We start from the raw sequence: 13,521 nt of genomic DNA on the forward strand, positions 1-13,521 counted from the left end.
GCATCCAGATTGCCACGAGTCCGACCCGCCGTCCACCACGCGTATGGCCGCACGGCTTCGATTCCAGGCGTCAGGAGCCCCGGCAACCAGTCAACCGGCAGCCGTGGTGCGACGAATAATTCGAGGCGGTCGCGGTCACCGCTAGCTTCTACCCGCCCGATCAACCGCCGTACCTGCCCGGGCCGACCGGCTGATGGATCGCGTTCGCGCGTTCGCCGACGACGCCGGTTTCCTGGAACGCTTCACGCGTCGACGAGGAGGTCCGGCCCCTCCACCGCCAGTTCGATCGCCGCGCGGGCGTTGACCAGACTCGGTCCACGTTCGCAAAGATCGACGGTCTGTCGAGTCGTTCGTCCGCTACGAAATCGCGAATGAGACTCTGCCTGTTCACGCTCCGGGTCCAGCTGCGACACGACCATGTCCCCGATGATGATGGTGCGATAAAGCCGTACCAGCGGCGCGGCAGTCGCAGTCCGCACGACGCACCGCGCCAGGGTTTGCGAGAACAGGTGAAAATTGCGCGCCGCTCAACGCCGCTAGCGTCCAGGCTCCTCACTGGGCTGCTCCACCTCCGCGCCAGCCAGTCACGCAGGATGCGCCTAGAATTCCGCCTCGAACTGCGAGATCGGCGGGGCGGCGGTTCGACGGTGGCCAGCAGGTGACGATAAGCGGCATCCAGTAAGCCCTCGGCGATCGCCTCGGCGCAACCGGAATTCATGTTCCCCACAGGCGCCTCGTCGAGCCACCCGATCATGCCCAGATCGATCCCGCCAACGTACCGCCCTTCATGACGATCATATTCGCCGCGTGCGGATCGGCGAAACAGCCGATGTCGCATGGCTTGTTCGAGAAACGAGCGCACCAGCAACCGCGCGGTGCGTTCCGGTGATGCCGAGTGCGCCCATTGGGCGAGTTGCGCGATGGCCGCCAATCGTTCAGGACGGTCCGCCGACCTACGGTCCGCCGGTGTGCCCCGCGCCGCCGACGACGCCTGCATCAGGGTCTTCACCGACACGCCCACGATCTCTTCCATCGTGATGACCGTCAGCGCACTGAGCTCCGGATAGACGACGGGACAATAGTGATCGATGTCGTCGTCCAGCATCCGTTGCCGGAGCTGCCGGAAGTTGCGCACCTCTCGGGTAAAGTCGAGTTCCTCGCACGTCAGCTGATGAAGCTCGTTGGCCAGCGCGCGAATACCCATGCGACGAAATGCCTGATGCCAGGCCAGCAGGCGCGCGCACGTGCCGGCGATTGCCAGGTCGACACGGAATCGTTTCTCGATGCCCGGCCGCATCACTTTGACCACCACCCGCGTGCCGTCCAGCAATCTGGCCCGATGGACTTGCGCAATGGACGCTGCGCTGAGCGGCATCACTTCGAATTCGGCGAAGCGCTGTTCGAGCGATTCCAGATGCAGGGCGCGCACCATCCGCTTCGTGATCAACGGCGTGGGTACCGACGGGAGGTCGTCGAGAATGCTCGCGAACTCCATGCAGTAGCGGTCGGGCAGACATCGTGACGGTGCGCCAGCAGCTGCCCGATCTTAGCGAAAGCCTGCTGCTCAACCTCTCCAGCTGCCACCGGAGCAATCGCGGCCCGAACACCGGATATCGGCGACGCAGCAGTCCTCGGTCACTCGCACGACGATGACGCCGGGCGAGGAGGAACGGTGCCCGGATCGACCGCGTAATCAGCACGACGGGCAACGGAAGACCCGCGACGATCGTCGCCAGCAACACGTCGTCTTCAGGCCTTCGTCGCTGTCGAGCCAACCGCCCCCAGTTTTGTGTCAGTGCCACTGGAAGGCCGCCCAGTATACTTTCTGCCAGCCGGAAAGTACGAGCGCGAACCAACCCCGACTAGACGCAATGACCACTCGCCCGAAGCCGAAGAAGATGCGCGTTGCCATTCTGGGCGGTGGCGTCGGGCGCGATTTCGGCGGCCTTTGCGCTCACCTCGCCGGACAATCCGGCACATCAGGACCACGAGGTCACCATCTACCAGATGGGATGCGGCTTGGCGGCAAAGGCGCGAGCGGTCGGAACGCGCGGTTTCATCAGCGTATCGAGGAACACGGACTCCACATTTGGATGGGATGGTACCACAGCGCTTTTCGCCTCATCAGGAGAGTGTTACCGCGAGCTTGGCCGCGACGCTGGGCAAGCCACTGGCCAGCTGGCGGGAGGCGTTCAAGCCGCAAAGCCTCGCCACCTTGATGGACAGGCACAAGACGTTGTGGAAACGATGGGACATCTGCTTTCCCCGCACCCCCGACGTGCCGGGCGGGCGCTACGCCTCGATGTACGGACAACTGCGCATGCTGCGCGGCTGGATACTGAGCCGCGCGGGCGATGCTGCGCGCGGATCCAGAGGGGCAGAACGTTTCTCGCCACGGTGTTTGGCGTACGGTCTCACTGCCCGGCGTGCTCGAACAGGGCTGCCCGACGTGCTGCTGTTTCTGGCGCAATCAGCGCGGATCAACGTCAGAGCGCGGCGCGATGCCGCCGCGTCCGGCGCCTCGCCGACGCACTGCGGGGACGGGTACACGCGGTGATGCGCGCCGGCGAGTTCGACGACCATGACACGCTGCGGCGATTGACCGCGATGCTCGACATGCTGTTGACCGTGACGGTCGGACTGATCGACGAAGGCGTCGGCACCGGCGAACGCACCTTACGCGCTGGACGAACTGGAGTTGCGCGAGTTCCTGCGCACCCACGGCTGCGAACCGGCCACGCTGGATTGTGCGTTTCTGCGCGCCTACAACCTCGCGCTCGCGTATCGACATGGCGATTGGACCGACCCCGCCAATGAAAACGCGCCGCCGGGGTCGCCATCAACATCATGCTGCGCGGGTGCTTCCAGTATCAGGGCGCCTTCATGTGGGAGATGCAGTCGGGAATGGGCGACACGATCTTTGCCCCATACTACGACGTGCTGGTACAGCGTGGTGTGCAGTTCAAGTTCTTCCATCAAGTACGCGAGCTGGAGCTCTCACCGGATGCGTCGCGCATCCAGACCATTCATATCGAGCGCCAGGCGGAACCGCGCGACGGACGATACGATCCGTTGATCGACATCAACGGACTGCGCTGCTGGCCATCGGGCCGCGCTATGATCAACTCGTTGATGGCGAGCGCCTGCGCGCGCGGGTGGCCGCCAGTGACAGCCGTCTGGAAGCGAATGCCGGTGGTGGCACAACGGCGGGCGCCGTGACGTTGCAGGCGGGACGCGACTTCGACCGCGTCATTCTGGGCATCCCGGCCATGGCCCTGTCAATCCACCGAACCGCTGGCCCGGCAGGTGTGAAGTGGAAGCACATGCTGAGCGGCGTGGAGACGGTGGCGACACAGGCGGTGCAACTCTGGCTTCAACCGTCCGTCGAGCAGATGGGCTGGCGCCTGATCCCTCCCCGATCAGGTCAGTAGGCGAGCGGTGCTTGGTGCGTACGCCCAACCGTTTCACACGTGGCCGACTTCCAGCCATCTCGCCGCCAGCGGGTTGGCCGGACCATCTTCGGCCGCACACCGTGGCCTACTTTCTCGGCACGATACCACGACGCGGAAGACGCGGCACAGGCGACCACCGTCAAGGGCAACAGTCAGTATGTGCTACGCGAGTCGGTGCAATGGCTCTCGGCATACGCCACGGCGCTCTGGCCGGGCTTTGTCCGCGAGGACGGCGAGCTTGCCTGGGATCTCCTGGTCGATCCCGAGGCGGCCCTCGGTGCGGCGCGCATGGACGCGCAATATCATCGTGCCAACACGCACGGCACCGAGCGCTATGTGCCAACACGGCGGGCACGACGAAGTATCGCCTCAAGGCCCACGAATCCGGTTTTGAAAATCTGGTGCTTGCCAGGGACTGGACCGATACCGGCATCTGCGGCGGCTGCGTGGAGACCGCCACCATGTCAGGACTGCAGGCCTCGCGTGCTATCTCCGGGCTATCCGCGTACGGTGATTGGCGAGTCACGCTAGCGGCGCCGGCACGACCGCCGTTCAGAATGTGCCGGTCACGCCGGCGAGGACGCGTCGGCGATCGATCGATCCACCGTAGATCTGGTACGTGCGCTGGTCGAACAGGTTGGTGGCAATCGTGTGCAGTCGGACGCGTGGACGCACCAGATAGCCCGCCCCAGCGTCAATCCGCTGGCTGGATGGAATACGACCCTGAAAGAACCCCGATGACCATTCGTGGGCGGAGGTGACATTCACACCACCCCATGCATCGAAACGTCCGGCCGTGTACGACGCCCGCAGGTTTCCTTTGTGTTTGGGCGTGTTGGGCGCAATCAGATCACCGGGCACCAACGGCACCCCTTCGTCGATGGTGTACCCGAAATACGAGTAATTCCCATCCACGCGGATGCGCTTTGCTGAGTTCGACAGCGACACCGACTTCCACTCCCGTTCCGTCGCCCGACCGGCGTTTCCGTAGGGTAGACAATGGCCGTGGTGCCTGCGGCGTCCTGCAGGCGCGTAAGGCCCGAGGCTGGCCCAGCGCCGCCACCACGGCGGATTCCACGGCCCCGCGCGCCGATGCGTCGACCGATGCGGGCGCCGTCCACCGACCGAACGTCGGATTCGCATACGGCAGCAGCGCACTGACGAAATCCCTCACCACCGAGTAGTACCCGTCGAGCGTGAGGTTGACACGACGCGCAATCTCCCGCCGGAATCCGACCTCGTAACTCGTCACGTGCTCCACGTCGAGTGTGGGATTGCCCAGGGCCAGCGCGGGAACGGCACCGGACTGCGTGAACAGCGTGCCGGACGGCACATTCGCCAACGCCGATCCAAGCGCGGTGCGCAGCCCTCCCTCCAGCGCGCGCAAGTCCGCCGGCAGTCCCAGCGGCACGTGGAGAAAGAAATTCGTCATCCGCGGCGTCTGAAATCCCTTGCCGACCGACGCGCGCAGCGACTGCACCGGCGTGGGTGCATACACCATCGCCAACTTCGGTGAGAACTGTGCGTCGTACAGATCGGACCCATCCGCGCGACCGGCCGCGACGATGCTCAGACCCGGCCTGAGTTCGAATTTCACCTGACCAAACGCGCCGCCCGACCAATCGTTACGCGCATCGTCTGCGGCGGCGACCAACGTGCCGCGGGAATCCACCAGGCTCCGTCGATAGGATCCACCCAGCACGAATTTCACCCGGTCATTCCGCGCCGCTCCGTTCCATTGCGTTTCCACATGCAACAGGCTGGACTGCTCTTCGATCGGCACCACTGGCCATCGAATGCTGGTCGGAACTGCGTCCGGAATACCAGCCCATGACGTAGTACCGCCGATCAGTCCACGCGGCCCGCCCACGGTCGCCAGGCGTGATCCACCTGAAAACGCCCCACATTGGTCATGAACAGTTGATTGGCCGTGCGTGCCGCACCGCCTTCCAGCGTGCCGATGGCACCGCTGGGGCGATAGTAATCGAGCCGCGCGGTCCCATACACGTTTTCGACCGGATCAGGGGTGCCGGTGGCCGCGCCTGGCAGGCCAGTCAGACGCTGCCCGTTCAACGGCAGCACCTCGAAACCCGGTGCGGGTGTGTGCACGGGATAGTCCGCGGTATCCACGCGGCGCCCATACTCCCGCTCCAGATCTCCGAGGTTCGTGCGTGAAAGATGCCAATCGTCGCTGCGCGAAAGACCCACGTTGGCGCGCACGCCGAACTGTTGCGCGCGGCCGAAGACCTTCGCATGCCGCAGGTCAACGCGCACGGTGCCGAGTTCACCACCAGACACCGCCACGCGGCTGCCAATGACGTCGCGCGGAGCGGGGCTGATGAGGTTGATCACGCCGTTGTACGCATTGGCGCCGTACAGCGCCGCCGACGGCCCTCTCGCGACTTCAATGCGCTCGAAGTCATCGATGGGCAGGGACAGCGCACTCCATTCCTGAGCCGCGAGGAACGGGATCGCCAGGTCGCGTCCGTCCATCAGCACCAGCATGCGCTGGGCCAGATCGGAGTTGAAGCCACACGTGTTCACGTTGAAGTCGTGAATGCCATTCGGCGAGACATCCATGCCCTGGCAGGCCTTTGATGACCTGCGGCAGCTGCCCGGTGGCGGCGTAGTTGCGAGCCTCCACGCGGTCCACGACGGCGATGGCGATGGGGGCCTCGACCACCCACTGTGGCACTCGGGACCCCGCCGTCACCCGGATTTCCGACAACGCAAACGGATGGCTGCGATACTCGATGCGCAATTCGATCGTGCCGCGTTTCGCCACCTGTATCGGCACCCGCTGCGAGCCCGACGACATCCAGGACACCATCAACGTCCGTGCGCCGGCGGGAACGTCGGCCAGACGGAATCGTCCATCGCGATCTGTCACCGCACGCACGCGGGTTCCCTCGACCTCCAGTCGCGCCGACTCGATGGCCAGCTGGGACGTGGCGTGCACGACAACGCCCACCACCGTCCCGCCGTCTTGCGCTGACACGCGCGCGAGCGGGCGCACCGACAGCCAGCATGAAGAGAGCAGCCCGATGCAGCCGGCGAACACAGCATCCGCGCGAGAATCCGGAATCCTGACGCATATCGGTGCTTCTCCTGAGTCCGAGGAAACGACCGCGAGCGTCCAGTGCTGTGGCTGCCCGTTTACCGCGTCGTGCCAAGATCGGCTGGCCTTTCCGCATCCAGCGAGTAGATCCACACGGGTTCGGCCACGTTCTTCAACACGCGTCGACCCTGATCGGACAGCGCGAACCGCGCTTCGATGCGCCGAGCCGTATCGGACGTGAGGAGGATGGTCCCTTCGGTCGCGACCGCACCGACCCGCGCTGCCAGATTCGTGGTGGAGCCTGAGGCAGTATACGTGTATCGTGTCCCGGCCGCACTCTCGAACTTCGTGGCGCCCAGCGAGACGGGCCCCGAATTGATCCCGATATTCACCACCACCGCCTCGCCGTCCCGCGCGGCGGTGGCATTGAGCTCGAGCGTCTTGCGGCGGATCGCCAGGGCGGCCCGCGCGGCATCGGTGGCATTCACGCGGGGGTCCGGGTCCTGGAAGAGAATCATCAGGCCGTCGCCGGCCGTTTCGGCAATTTCACCACCGTTGTCGATCACTTCCACCAGATAACTGGAGAAGTAGCGCTGCACCGTGTCGTGGGCGCGATCAGTCCCCAACACCTCACACATGCGCGTGTAGCCCGCGAGATCGAGGAACAGCACGGACACATCGGCCGCGCGCTTTTCCAGATTCGGCGCATCGGGATTTTCCTCGATGGCCCGCTGCACCGACTTGGGGACGAACTTCGCCAACTCCACCTTCGCCTTCTCCAGCAGGTCAACCTTGCTTCGGGCAATTTCCAGGGCGTGCGCGCTGAGCAGCAGATTTTCGCTCAGGCGCGCGTTCTCGATCGCTGTTGCCACCTCGGACGCGATCAACTGCAGCACCTGCAATCGCTGCGGCGTGAACGCGCCGGTGGTCAAGTTGTTCTCGAGGTATAGCAGGCCAATCAACTCGCCCTGCTTGAGCACCGGGAAGCACAGCACCGACTTCGGTTGCCGGCGAACGACGTACGCATCGGTCCTGAAGCGCGCGTCACTGCGCGCGTCGGCCAACACCAGATCGCCCTTGGTGCGTGCGACATACTGCACGATGGGATAGCACAGTTCGGTACTCGCCTCCGCCGACTCCGCCTGCAAGACCGTGATCGCGGCGTCCTCCACCGAACCGCTTGCCTCGATGAGCAGCTCCCCGTTGCGACTGACCATCACGCAGCCACGCTCGGCACCGGCATTCTCCAGCACCAGCCGCAGCAAGCGATCCAATAGCCGGTCAAGCTGCCGCTCGCCGGAAATGGTCTGCGCCGACTTGAGCAGGGAGTCGAGATCCATCGTCTCCCCTGTACCGCCGACGTCCCAGTGGCCCTGCGTCGGGCGGGCAATCGGCGTATCCGGAGCCGCGCTCACTCCCAGTTCGGAGAACTCGGCGGCGAGTCTGCGCACTTTCGCGAACGCGCCCCAACGCGCGTACGCGTTCACTGCGGCCCGCAGATAGACCGTGGCGACCGTCCGTCGCCCCAGTGCCAGCGAGAGCCGTCCGGCCAGTTCGTTTCCGGTGCCGGCGTTGTGCGTGAACCCGTGTCGCTCGGCCGACGCGATAGCCTCGTCAAATTTGCCGAGCGCCGACTCCGGGTTCTTCAGCGCCTGCGATTCCGCGTCAAGCAACAGCATCCGGTCTTCGAAATTCTCCGCACACGTGGTCGTCCACTTGGCGAGCTTCCGTCGGCACTTGTTGACCACGCGCACCCACTTGGACCGCTCGGCTGGCCGCATGCGGACCATGGCTGCGGCCGACAGTCCGAAATAGAAGTAGTGCTCGGAACACTGGATCTGGCCGAGCACCCGGTCGATCAGTGCGTCAGTCTGCTCTCCCGTTACGGCCGCCGTCTCGTATTCACCCAGGTGATAGGCCAGACGCAGCTGGTACAGCAGCAAGTGCACCAGTCTGGTGGCGTTGTCACCGCCAACAATCTCGGCGGCGTATGGCGACTGGGCGAAGGTAAGCGAGCTCCCGTTCACGCCATCTGCGCGATCCTGAAGCACGTTGATCCACTGCCTGCTGACATTCATGAGAATGCCGAAATCGTTCTTCGACTGATCGGCAAATCGCTGGTGCCGATCGACGATCGCCCGGAGTTCGTCAAGCGGCGTGCCCAGCGCCACATGCGTGAACGTCTCCGTCATGATGGCGTACACCACATAGTCATTGTGCCCCGCGTCGATGGCCAGTTGATAGGCCTGCCCCAGGATTGGCAGACTCGTGGCGATCGGTCTGACCCAGGGGTTGATGAACCCCGAGAAGACGTAAAGTGCGTTGCAGCGGACCCCAATATCATCGAAGCGTTCGCTCAGGGGTGACCGCGGCCTGTCCGAAGTCGTAGCCCGCCTGGTAGTCGCCCGTGAGCGACCCGATGACCAGACCGTGCAGCACGTATCCCTGCGGCGACGCCGGACCATTGCCGAAGCGGATGGACATATTGGTGATCTTCGCCGCGATCAGTGCCATCAAGTACGGATTCTGGATATACGCGGCCACAGAAATGACCTTGAGGATCTGCAGCACCGCTTGCAGCCTCCGGTCGCTCATTTCGGGCAGGTTCACCAGGTGGGTGGGTCGGCGACGCAACATCATGAGCCGGTTCTTCACGAGTTCAACGATCACGTGAACGGCATTTGCCTTGGCCGGGATGCGGACACCGAGTTCACGGAGCGCGGCAAGACCCAACGCGATCGCCGCGTCGGCGCGGTCGGACGCGGTGTCGATGATGATCTTCTGGGTCGCCACGTACGCACGGTCAATCGGATCGGTGACCTTCGCCCGCAGCACGGCGAAGGTCCGGTCGGCCGCATCGAACGCGCCCGTGACAAAGTCCACCTGCAGTCGGCGGGAGTACAGGTCGTAGGCCAAATCGTAATCCCGCTCCCAGCAATCGTCGCCGAGCAGCGACAGGCCCGTGTTCAGGTAGGTGAGCGCGGCGTCGTACGCCGTGGTCGACTGTGCCCGGCGCGCCGCGCGGCGATTCAGCTCAGCCAGCTGGCGTCGCTCGTCCGCCCCTGTCAGGAGGTCGATCCCGCGATTCAGGTTGTTCACCACTTCAAACGGCGCGAGCGCGAGTTCCTCCGCCGACATGGCCGCCTGCAGCAGTCGGCCAATCTGCACATGTATCGCGGCCCGCTCCGCCTGCGGTGTCAGGGCGTACGCCGCCTGTTGCACCCGATCATGCAGGAATCGGAATGTGTTCCCCTCGCCCGTGTGCGGCCGGAGATCCGCGGCGCCGGCCCGATCGGCGCGGGCCACCAGCAGTCCCTCACGTCGCGCGCTGCGCAATTCCTGCAGCACATCCGCGGACGTGCGTTCGCACACCGTGGCGATGGTCCGCAACGTGAACTCGTTGCCCAGAAACGCCGCGAGTTTCAGCGTCCGCTGCCCCTCTTCCGACAGTCGCGTGATCCTGGTGGTCATCAGGTCCACCACGTCGTCGGTGATGCCCTCCGACTCGATCCGCTCCAGATCCCATGTCCACCGGCCGAACTCCCGGTCGAAGGCGAGCAGTCCTTCGTCGTACAGGAACTGCAGAAACTGACTCACGAAGAACGGATTCCCCTCGGTCTTCTTGTGCACCAGCTCAGCGAGTGCGTGCGCGGCGGATTCACCACATCGCAGCGTATCCTGCACCAGCCCCTGCACGTGCTCGACGGCGAGCGGCGGGAGGTCGATGCGCTGGACATGCACGTTGTCGGACTCGAGCGCGTCGAGTGTGCCCAACAAGCGACTGCCGGGCTGCACTTCACCATCCCGATAGGCCCCAACCACGAGCAGGTGCTGCGTGGCGGGATCGGTCAGCAGCAGCTGCAGCAGGCTGAGCGAACCGGCGTCCACCCACTGCAGATCATCGAGAAACAGCACCAGCGGATGTGCGGCATCCGCCAGTGCGCGCGTGAAGTCGCGAAAGACGAAGTTGAAGCGGTTGCGATCTTCCTCGACCGGCAGGCTGGGCACCGGCGGGCACGGTCCGGTGATCAATTCCAGTGCGGGAATGACATCAACCAGCACTTGTCCGCGGGATCCGATGGCGGCCAGCAGCTTTTCACGCCACGCCGCCAGTTCATGATCCGATCGGCTGAGGATCTGCCCCACCAGATCCCGCAGGGCGCGCACGATGCCCGCATACGGGACGTCGTTGCGATACTGATCGAACTTGCCCGAGACGTAGTGTCCGTTGGCCCCGAGAATGGTTTTCTGCAGTTCGTTGACGAGGACCGACTTGCCGGCACCCGGTGCGCCCCGCACCAGCACCAACTGGGTGGCACCCTTCGCCGTGCGCGCAAACGCCTCGAAGAGCGCGGCATGCGCCGCATCGCGCCCGTACAATCGTTGCGAAATCTGAAACGTTTCGAACGAATCGTGCGTGCCGAGAAGAAACGCCTCGACGCGCGCGCTGGCGCGCAACTGGACCGCGCACGACAGCAGGTCGGCTCGCAGACCGTAGGCGCTCTGATAGCGCTCGTCCGGTGCCTTGGCCAGCAGCTTCATGACGATGCCTGACACCGCGGCCGGGATCGCCGCATCCAGCTCGTGCGGTGCCGTGGGGATGCGGGCCAGGTGCGCGTGCACAATTTGCAGCGGATCCACGGAACTGAACGGGAGTCGTCCCGTCAGCAGTTGATACAGGATGATGCCGATCGCGTAGTGATCGGCCCGGTGATCCACCACGCGGACCAATCGACCGGTCTGCTCGGGCGCGATGTGTGTCAGCAACCCCTCGATGTGACCGGCCAGCGGAATCTGGTATCCGTCGTCGGCGATACGCCCCGCGATGCTGAAGTCCGTCAGCCGAATCTCGGATCGCGACTGATCATACCAGACGCTATGCGGGGAAAGATTCTTGTGGATGATGCGCCGCGCGTGCACCTGCCCCATAACCGTGGCCAGACCGGCGCCAATCTCGAGCACTTCAAGCAAGTCGGGCCGTCGTACCGCCACCACTTGATGCAGCGGGGGCGCCGCCGTCCTCGAGGACCAGCGCGACCCCCGACTCGAATCGTTCCAGCGCAATCGGCGCCACCACCAGTTCAGGTGGCAAGCTCCGCGCGATGTCAAAATCGCGGCGCAGCCGGTCGGCGCTGTCCGGCGAGCGACCAGCCACTCTCGGAACCCGAATCAGGACGCGACGATTCGTTCCCGTCTCGGTCGCGGTATACACGGCAGACGCAGACTCTTCCCAGACGGCGTCGCCCACGGAATAGCCACCCAGTTTCATGTCACGCGCACCGGTCGCAAAACGTGCCGGACTATACCGGCTTCCTTGCCGTCAAGACGGCGTAGAACCATGTGTCGCGCATCAGCGCCTGATACTGGCGTCGGATGGCGACGGCATTGCGGTGTTGGATACGGTTGCGGACGCCGAGCATGTGGCAGGCCGTCAGCAGGGGATGCGCCATCCGCGCGCGATCGTGTGCACGTCGCAGGGAGGGACGCGTGGCGTCCGTGTGATCTTCAACGCCAACAGACACCAGACCGGCCCGTGCGGCCGCCTCGACGTGCTCGTCCCGCGTGTCGATGTCGGGGATCTCCCAGCCGTCGAGCCACTCTCTGACCACCGCCTCGTCGGCTGACGGCATCCCACGCCGGGTGCGAAAGTACTCGGCGACAACCAGTCGCCCGCCGGGGCGCAGGACGCGGACGGCTTCCCGATAAAACGCCTCCTTGACCGGCGCGTGACAGAGGCTCTCCAGCGCCCACACCACGTCAAAGGATGCGTCGTCCAATTTGGTGTCGGTGTAGTCGGCGACCTCAAAGCGCACCTGCCCACCCAGTCCCTGTCGGTCGGCTTGGAGACGCGCGCGTCGCACCTGACTGGGCACCAGGGTGATGCCAACCACCTCAGCGCCGAGGTTGCGCGCCAGCCACAAACTGCTGCCGCCGATCCCGCAGCCAGCGTCCAGAATGCGTTCGCCGGCTTTCACACCCACGATGTCGGCCAACACACGGTTCGTATTCTCCAGCGCCGCGCCGTGGGCTCGGTGCCGCTCGTCATGGAATCCGAAGTGAATCGCCATGTTGCTGCCGTTGAGCCACGCCAAGCGATAGTCCACCCACGTATTGTCGTAGTATTGGACTACCGCGCGACGCACATCGCCGCCAACTCCAGGCTGAGAATCGGTCGATCGCTGCATTGCTTGGGTTAGAGGTTTCGCGAAGTGGGCCAATCCGGGAACGAGGTCGCGTCCGTAGCGAGGACGCATCTCCGCTGGATTGGCTCGGGTAAGAGACATCCCGGGCTCCACGATTGTCAATCGCATGAGGTCGCCGCCTTTGGGCCGCCATGGCAATTTTGCGTCCCTCTGCTTACCAGGCGCGCATGGTGGGCCGTGGCCAGGTACTCAGTTCCGGCGCCTGCGAGGGGGGGCACGTGTGGGGGACGCGACCGTGTCCTCCGTGCTATCGCTCGCGTGAGTCACGCTGTATCGTGATCGTCAATCAGCGACCTTCCCCCGAGGACACACGTGAGTGAAAAGCAGCCGGAGCACGGTCCGAGCGACGTCTGGGGCCCGTTGGGACCCGTGATTCAACCGCTGTTGGGAACATGGATACAGGCGGCCAGGATCGTCGGCAACTCACTGTCGGCGGTGGTTCCCGGGGGCGCTGCGGCGATGAACCAGTTTGCCACGGCCATGTCCGGCGGTCCGCGCACCCTCGACGCGCGACAGAGTGTGCAAGTAAGCTCGCGGGCGCCGGCAACGGTCACGGTAGCGTTGGATCCGGACGCCGAATACATGCTGCTGACGGTAGATCCGTTGTCACCAGCGAAAGACGCCGATGCGCTGCCTCTGCTGGGCGTGGCCATTGCGTGCCGCGAGGGTCATGTCACGGTGAGTGTCACGGTACCCGACGATCAGCCTCCCGGGGTATACGAGGGTGAAATCAAGGACGGCGGGGGCAATCGCCGAGGCCAGGTCACCGTCCAGTTGGCCTCCCTTGTCGGATAATCCTGGGAGAACG

At 64.6% G+C, this 13,521-nt stretch carries 14 protein-coding genes; 5 read left to right on the forward strand and 9 right to left on the reverse strand.

Annotated elements, in window-relative coordinates:
* Positions 1-160 precede the first annotated feature (160 nt).
* Positions 161-1,495, reverse strand: a complete 1,335-nt coding sequence (locus IPP90_10585) for an AarF/ABC1/UbiB kinase family protein (GenBank protein MBL0171159.1) — start codon at positions 1,493-1,495, stop codon at positions 161-163.
* A 651-nt stretch (positions 1,496-2,146) separates the two neighbouring features.
* On the opposite strand from IPP90_10585, the gene IPP90_10590 reads away from it, so the two are divergent.
* From IPP90_10590 to IPP90_10605, 4 genes are all read left to right on the forward strand, one after another.
* A complete protein-coding gene (locus IPP90_10590) occupies positions 2,147-2,557 on the forward strand; it encodes a hypothetical protein (protein ID MBL0171160.1) in 411 nt (136 codons plus the stop codon).
* 290 nt (positions 2,558-2,847) lie between these two features.
* Positions 2,848-3,219: a hypothetical protein gene (locus IPP90_10595; GenBank protein ID MBL0171161.1), complete on the forward strand. Its 372-nt coding sequence runs from the start codon at positions 2,848-2,850 to the stop codon at positions 3,217-3,219.
* Positions 3,216-3,431, forward strand: coding sequence for a hypothetical protein (locus tag IPP90_10600; GenBank protein ID MBL0171162.1), 216 nt, complete (start codon positions 3,216-3,218; stop codon positions 3,429-3,431). The genes IPP90_10595 and IPP90_10600 overlap by 4 nt, the downstream gene beginning before the upstream one ends.
* Before the next feature lie 39 nt (positions 3,432-3,470).
* Entirely contained in the window at positions 3,471-3,983 is a 513-nt protein-coding gene (locus tag IPP90_10605; protein ID MBL0171163.1) for a hypothetical protein, read from the forward strand.
* Positions 3,984-4,004: 21 nt separating this feature from the next.
* On the opposite strand, the gene IPP90_10610 is transcribed toward IPP90_10605, so the two are convergent.
* The 8 genes from IPP90_10610 to IPP90_10645 all read right to left on the reverse strand — a co-directional run bounded on the left by IPP90_10610 (position 4,005) and on the right by IPP90_10645 (position 12,695).
* On the reverse strand, positions 4,005-4,400 hold the full coding sequence (locus IPP90_10610) for a TonB-dependent receptor (GenBank protein MBL0171164.1): 396 nt from the start codon (positions 4,398-4,400) through the stop codon (positions 4,005-4,007).
* Positions 4,303-5,238: a TonB-dependent receptor gene (locus tag IPP90_10615; GenBank protein MBL0171165.1), complete on the reverse strand. Its 936-nt coding sequence runs from the start codon at positions 5,236-5,238 to the stop codon at positions 4,303-4,305. Before IPP90_10615 ends, IPP90_10610 begins: the two co-directional genes overlap by 98 nt.
* A gap of 62 nt (positions 5,239-5,300) precedes the next feature.
* Positions 5,301-5,945: a TonB-dependent receptor plug domain-containing protein gene (locus tag IPP90_10620; protein ID MBL0171166.1), complete on the reverse strand. Its 645-nt coding sequence runs from the start codon at positions 5,943-5,945 to the stop codon at positions 5,301-5,303.
* On the reverse strand, positions 5,872-6,513 hold the full coding sequence (locus IPP90_10625; protein ID MBL0171167.1) for a carboxypeptidase-like regulatory domain-containing protein: 642 nt from the start codon (positions 6,511-6,513) through the stop codon (positions 5,872-5,874). Before IPP90_10625 ends, IPP90_10620 begins: the two co-directional genes overlap by 74 nt.
* 95 nt (positions 6,514-6,608) lie before the next feature.
* Positions 6,609-8,702 carry a GAF domain-containing protein gene (locus IPP90_10630; GenBank protein MBL0171168.1) on the reverse strand — a complete coding sequence of 698 codons (2,094 nt, stop codon included), beginning with the start codon at positions 8,700-8,702 and terminating at the stop codon, positions 6,609-6,611.
* A 148-nt stretch (positions 8,703-8,850) separates the two neighbouring features.
* Positions 8,851-11,502, reverse strand: a complete 2,652-nt coding sequence (locus IPP90_10635; protein MBL0171169.1) for an AAA family ATPase — start codon at positions 11,500-11,502, stop codon at positions 8,851-8,853.
* Positions 11,474-11,779: a hypothetical protein gene (locus IPP90_10640; GenBank protein MBL0171170.1), complete on the reverse strand. Its 306-nt coding sequence runs from the start codon at positions 11,777-11,779 to the stop codon at positions 11,474-11,476. Before IPP90_10640 ends, IPP90_10635 begins: the two co-directional genes overlap by 29 nt.
* Before the next feature lie 31 nt (positions 11,780-11,810).
* A complete protein-coding gene (locus IPP90_10645; GenBank protein ID MBL0171171.1) occupies positions 11,811-12,695 on the reverse strand; it encodes a methyltransferase domain-containing protein in 885 nt (294 codons plus the stop codon).
* A gap of 330 nt (positions 12,696-13,025) precedes the next feature.
* Here IPP90_10645 and IPP90_10650 point away from each other — a divergent pair, with 330 nt between their 5' ends.
* Positions 13,026-13,508 carry a hypothetical protein gene (locus IPP90_10650; protein ID MBL0171172.1) on the forward strand — a complete coding sequence of 161 codons (483 nt, stop codon included), beginning with the start codon at positions 13,026-13,028 and terminating at the stop codon, positions 13,506-13,508.
* The last annotated feature ends 13 nt before the right edge of the window (positions 13,509-13,521 follow it).

Source organism: Gemmatimonadaceae bacterium (assembly GCA_016720905.1).
In the GTDB taxonomy this organism is placed as follows: domain Bacteria; phylum Gemmatimonadota; class Gemmatimonadetes; order Gemmatimonadales; family Gemmatimonadaceae; genus Gemmatimonas.

What these genes read in the sequence shown, in the direction of transcription:
- IPP90_10585 (MBL0171159.1), bottom strand. Translation starts at nt 1,495, where the DNA reads ATGGAGTTCGCGAGCATTCTCGACGACCTCCCGTCGGTACCCACGCCG.
- IPP90_10595 (MBL0171161.1), top strand. Translation starts at nt 2,848, where the DNA reads ATGCTGCGCGGGTGCTTCCAGTATCAGGGCGCCTTCATGTGGGAGATG.
- IPP90_10620 (MBL0171166.1), bottom strand. Translation starts at nt 5,945, where the DNA reads ATGGACGGACGCGACCTGGCGATCCCGTTCCTCGCGGCTCAGGAATGG.
- IPP90_10630 (MBL0171168.1), bottom strand. Translation starts at nt 8,702, where the DNA reads ATGACGGAGACGTTCACGCATGTGGCGCTGGGCACGCCGCTTGACGAA.
- IPP90_10640 (MBL0171170.1), bottom strand. Translation starts at nt 11,779, where the DNA reads ATGAAACTGGGTGGCTATTCCGTGGGCGACGCCGTCTGGGAAGAGTCT.
- IPP90_10645 (MBL0171171.1), bottom strand. Translation starts at nt 12,695, where the DNA reads ATGCAGCGATCGACCGATTCTCAGCCTGGAGTTGGCGGCGATGTGCGT.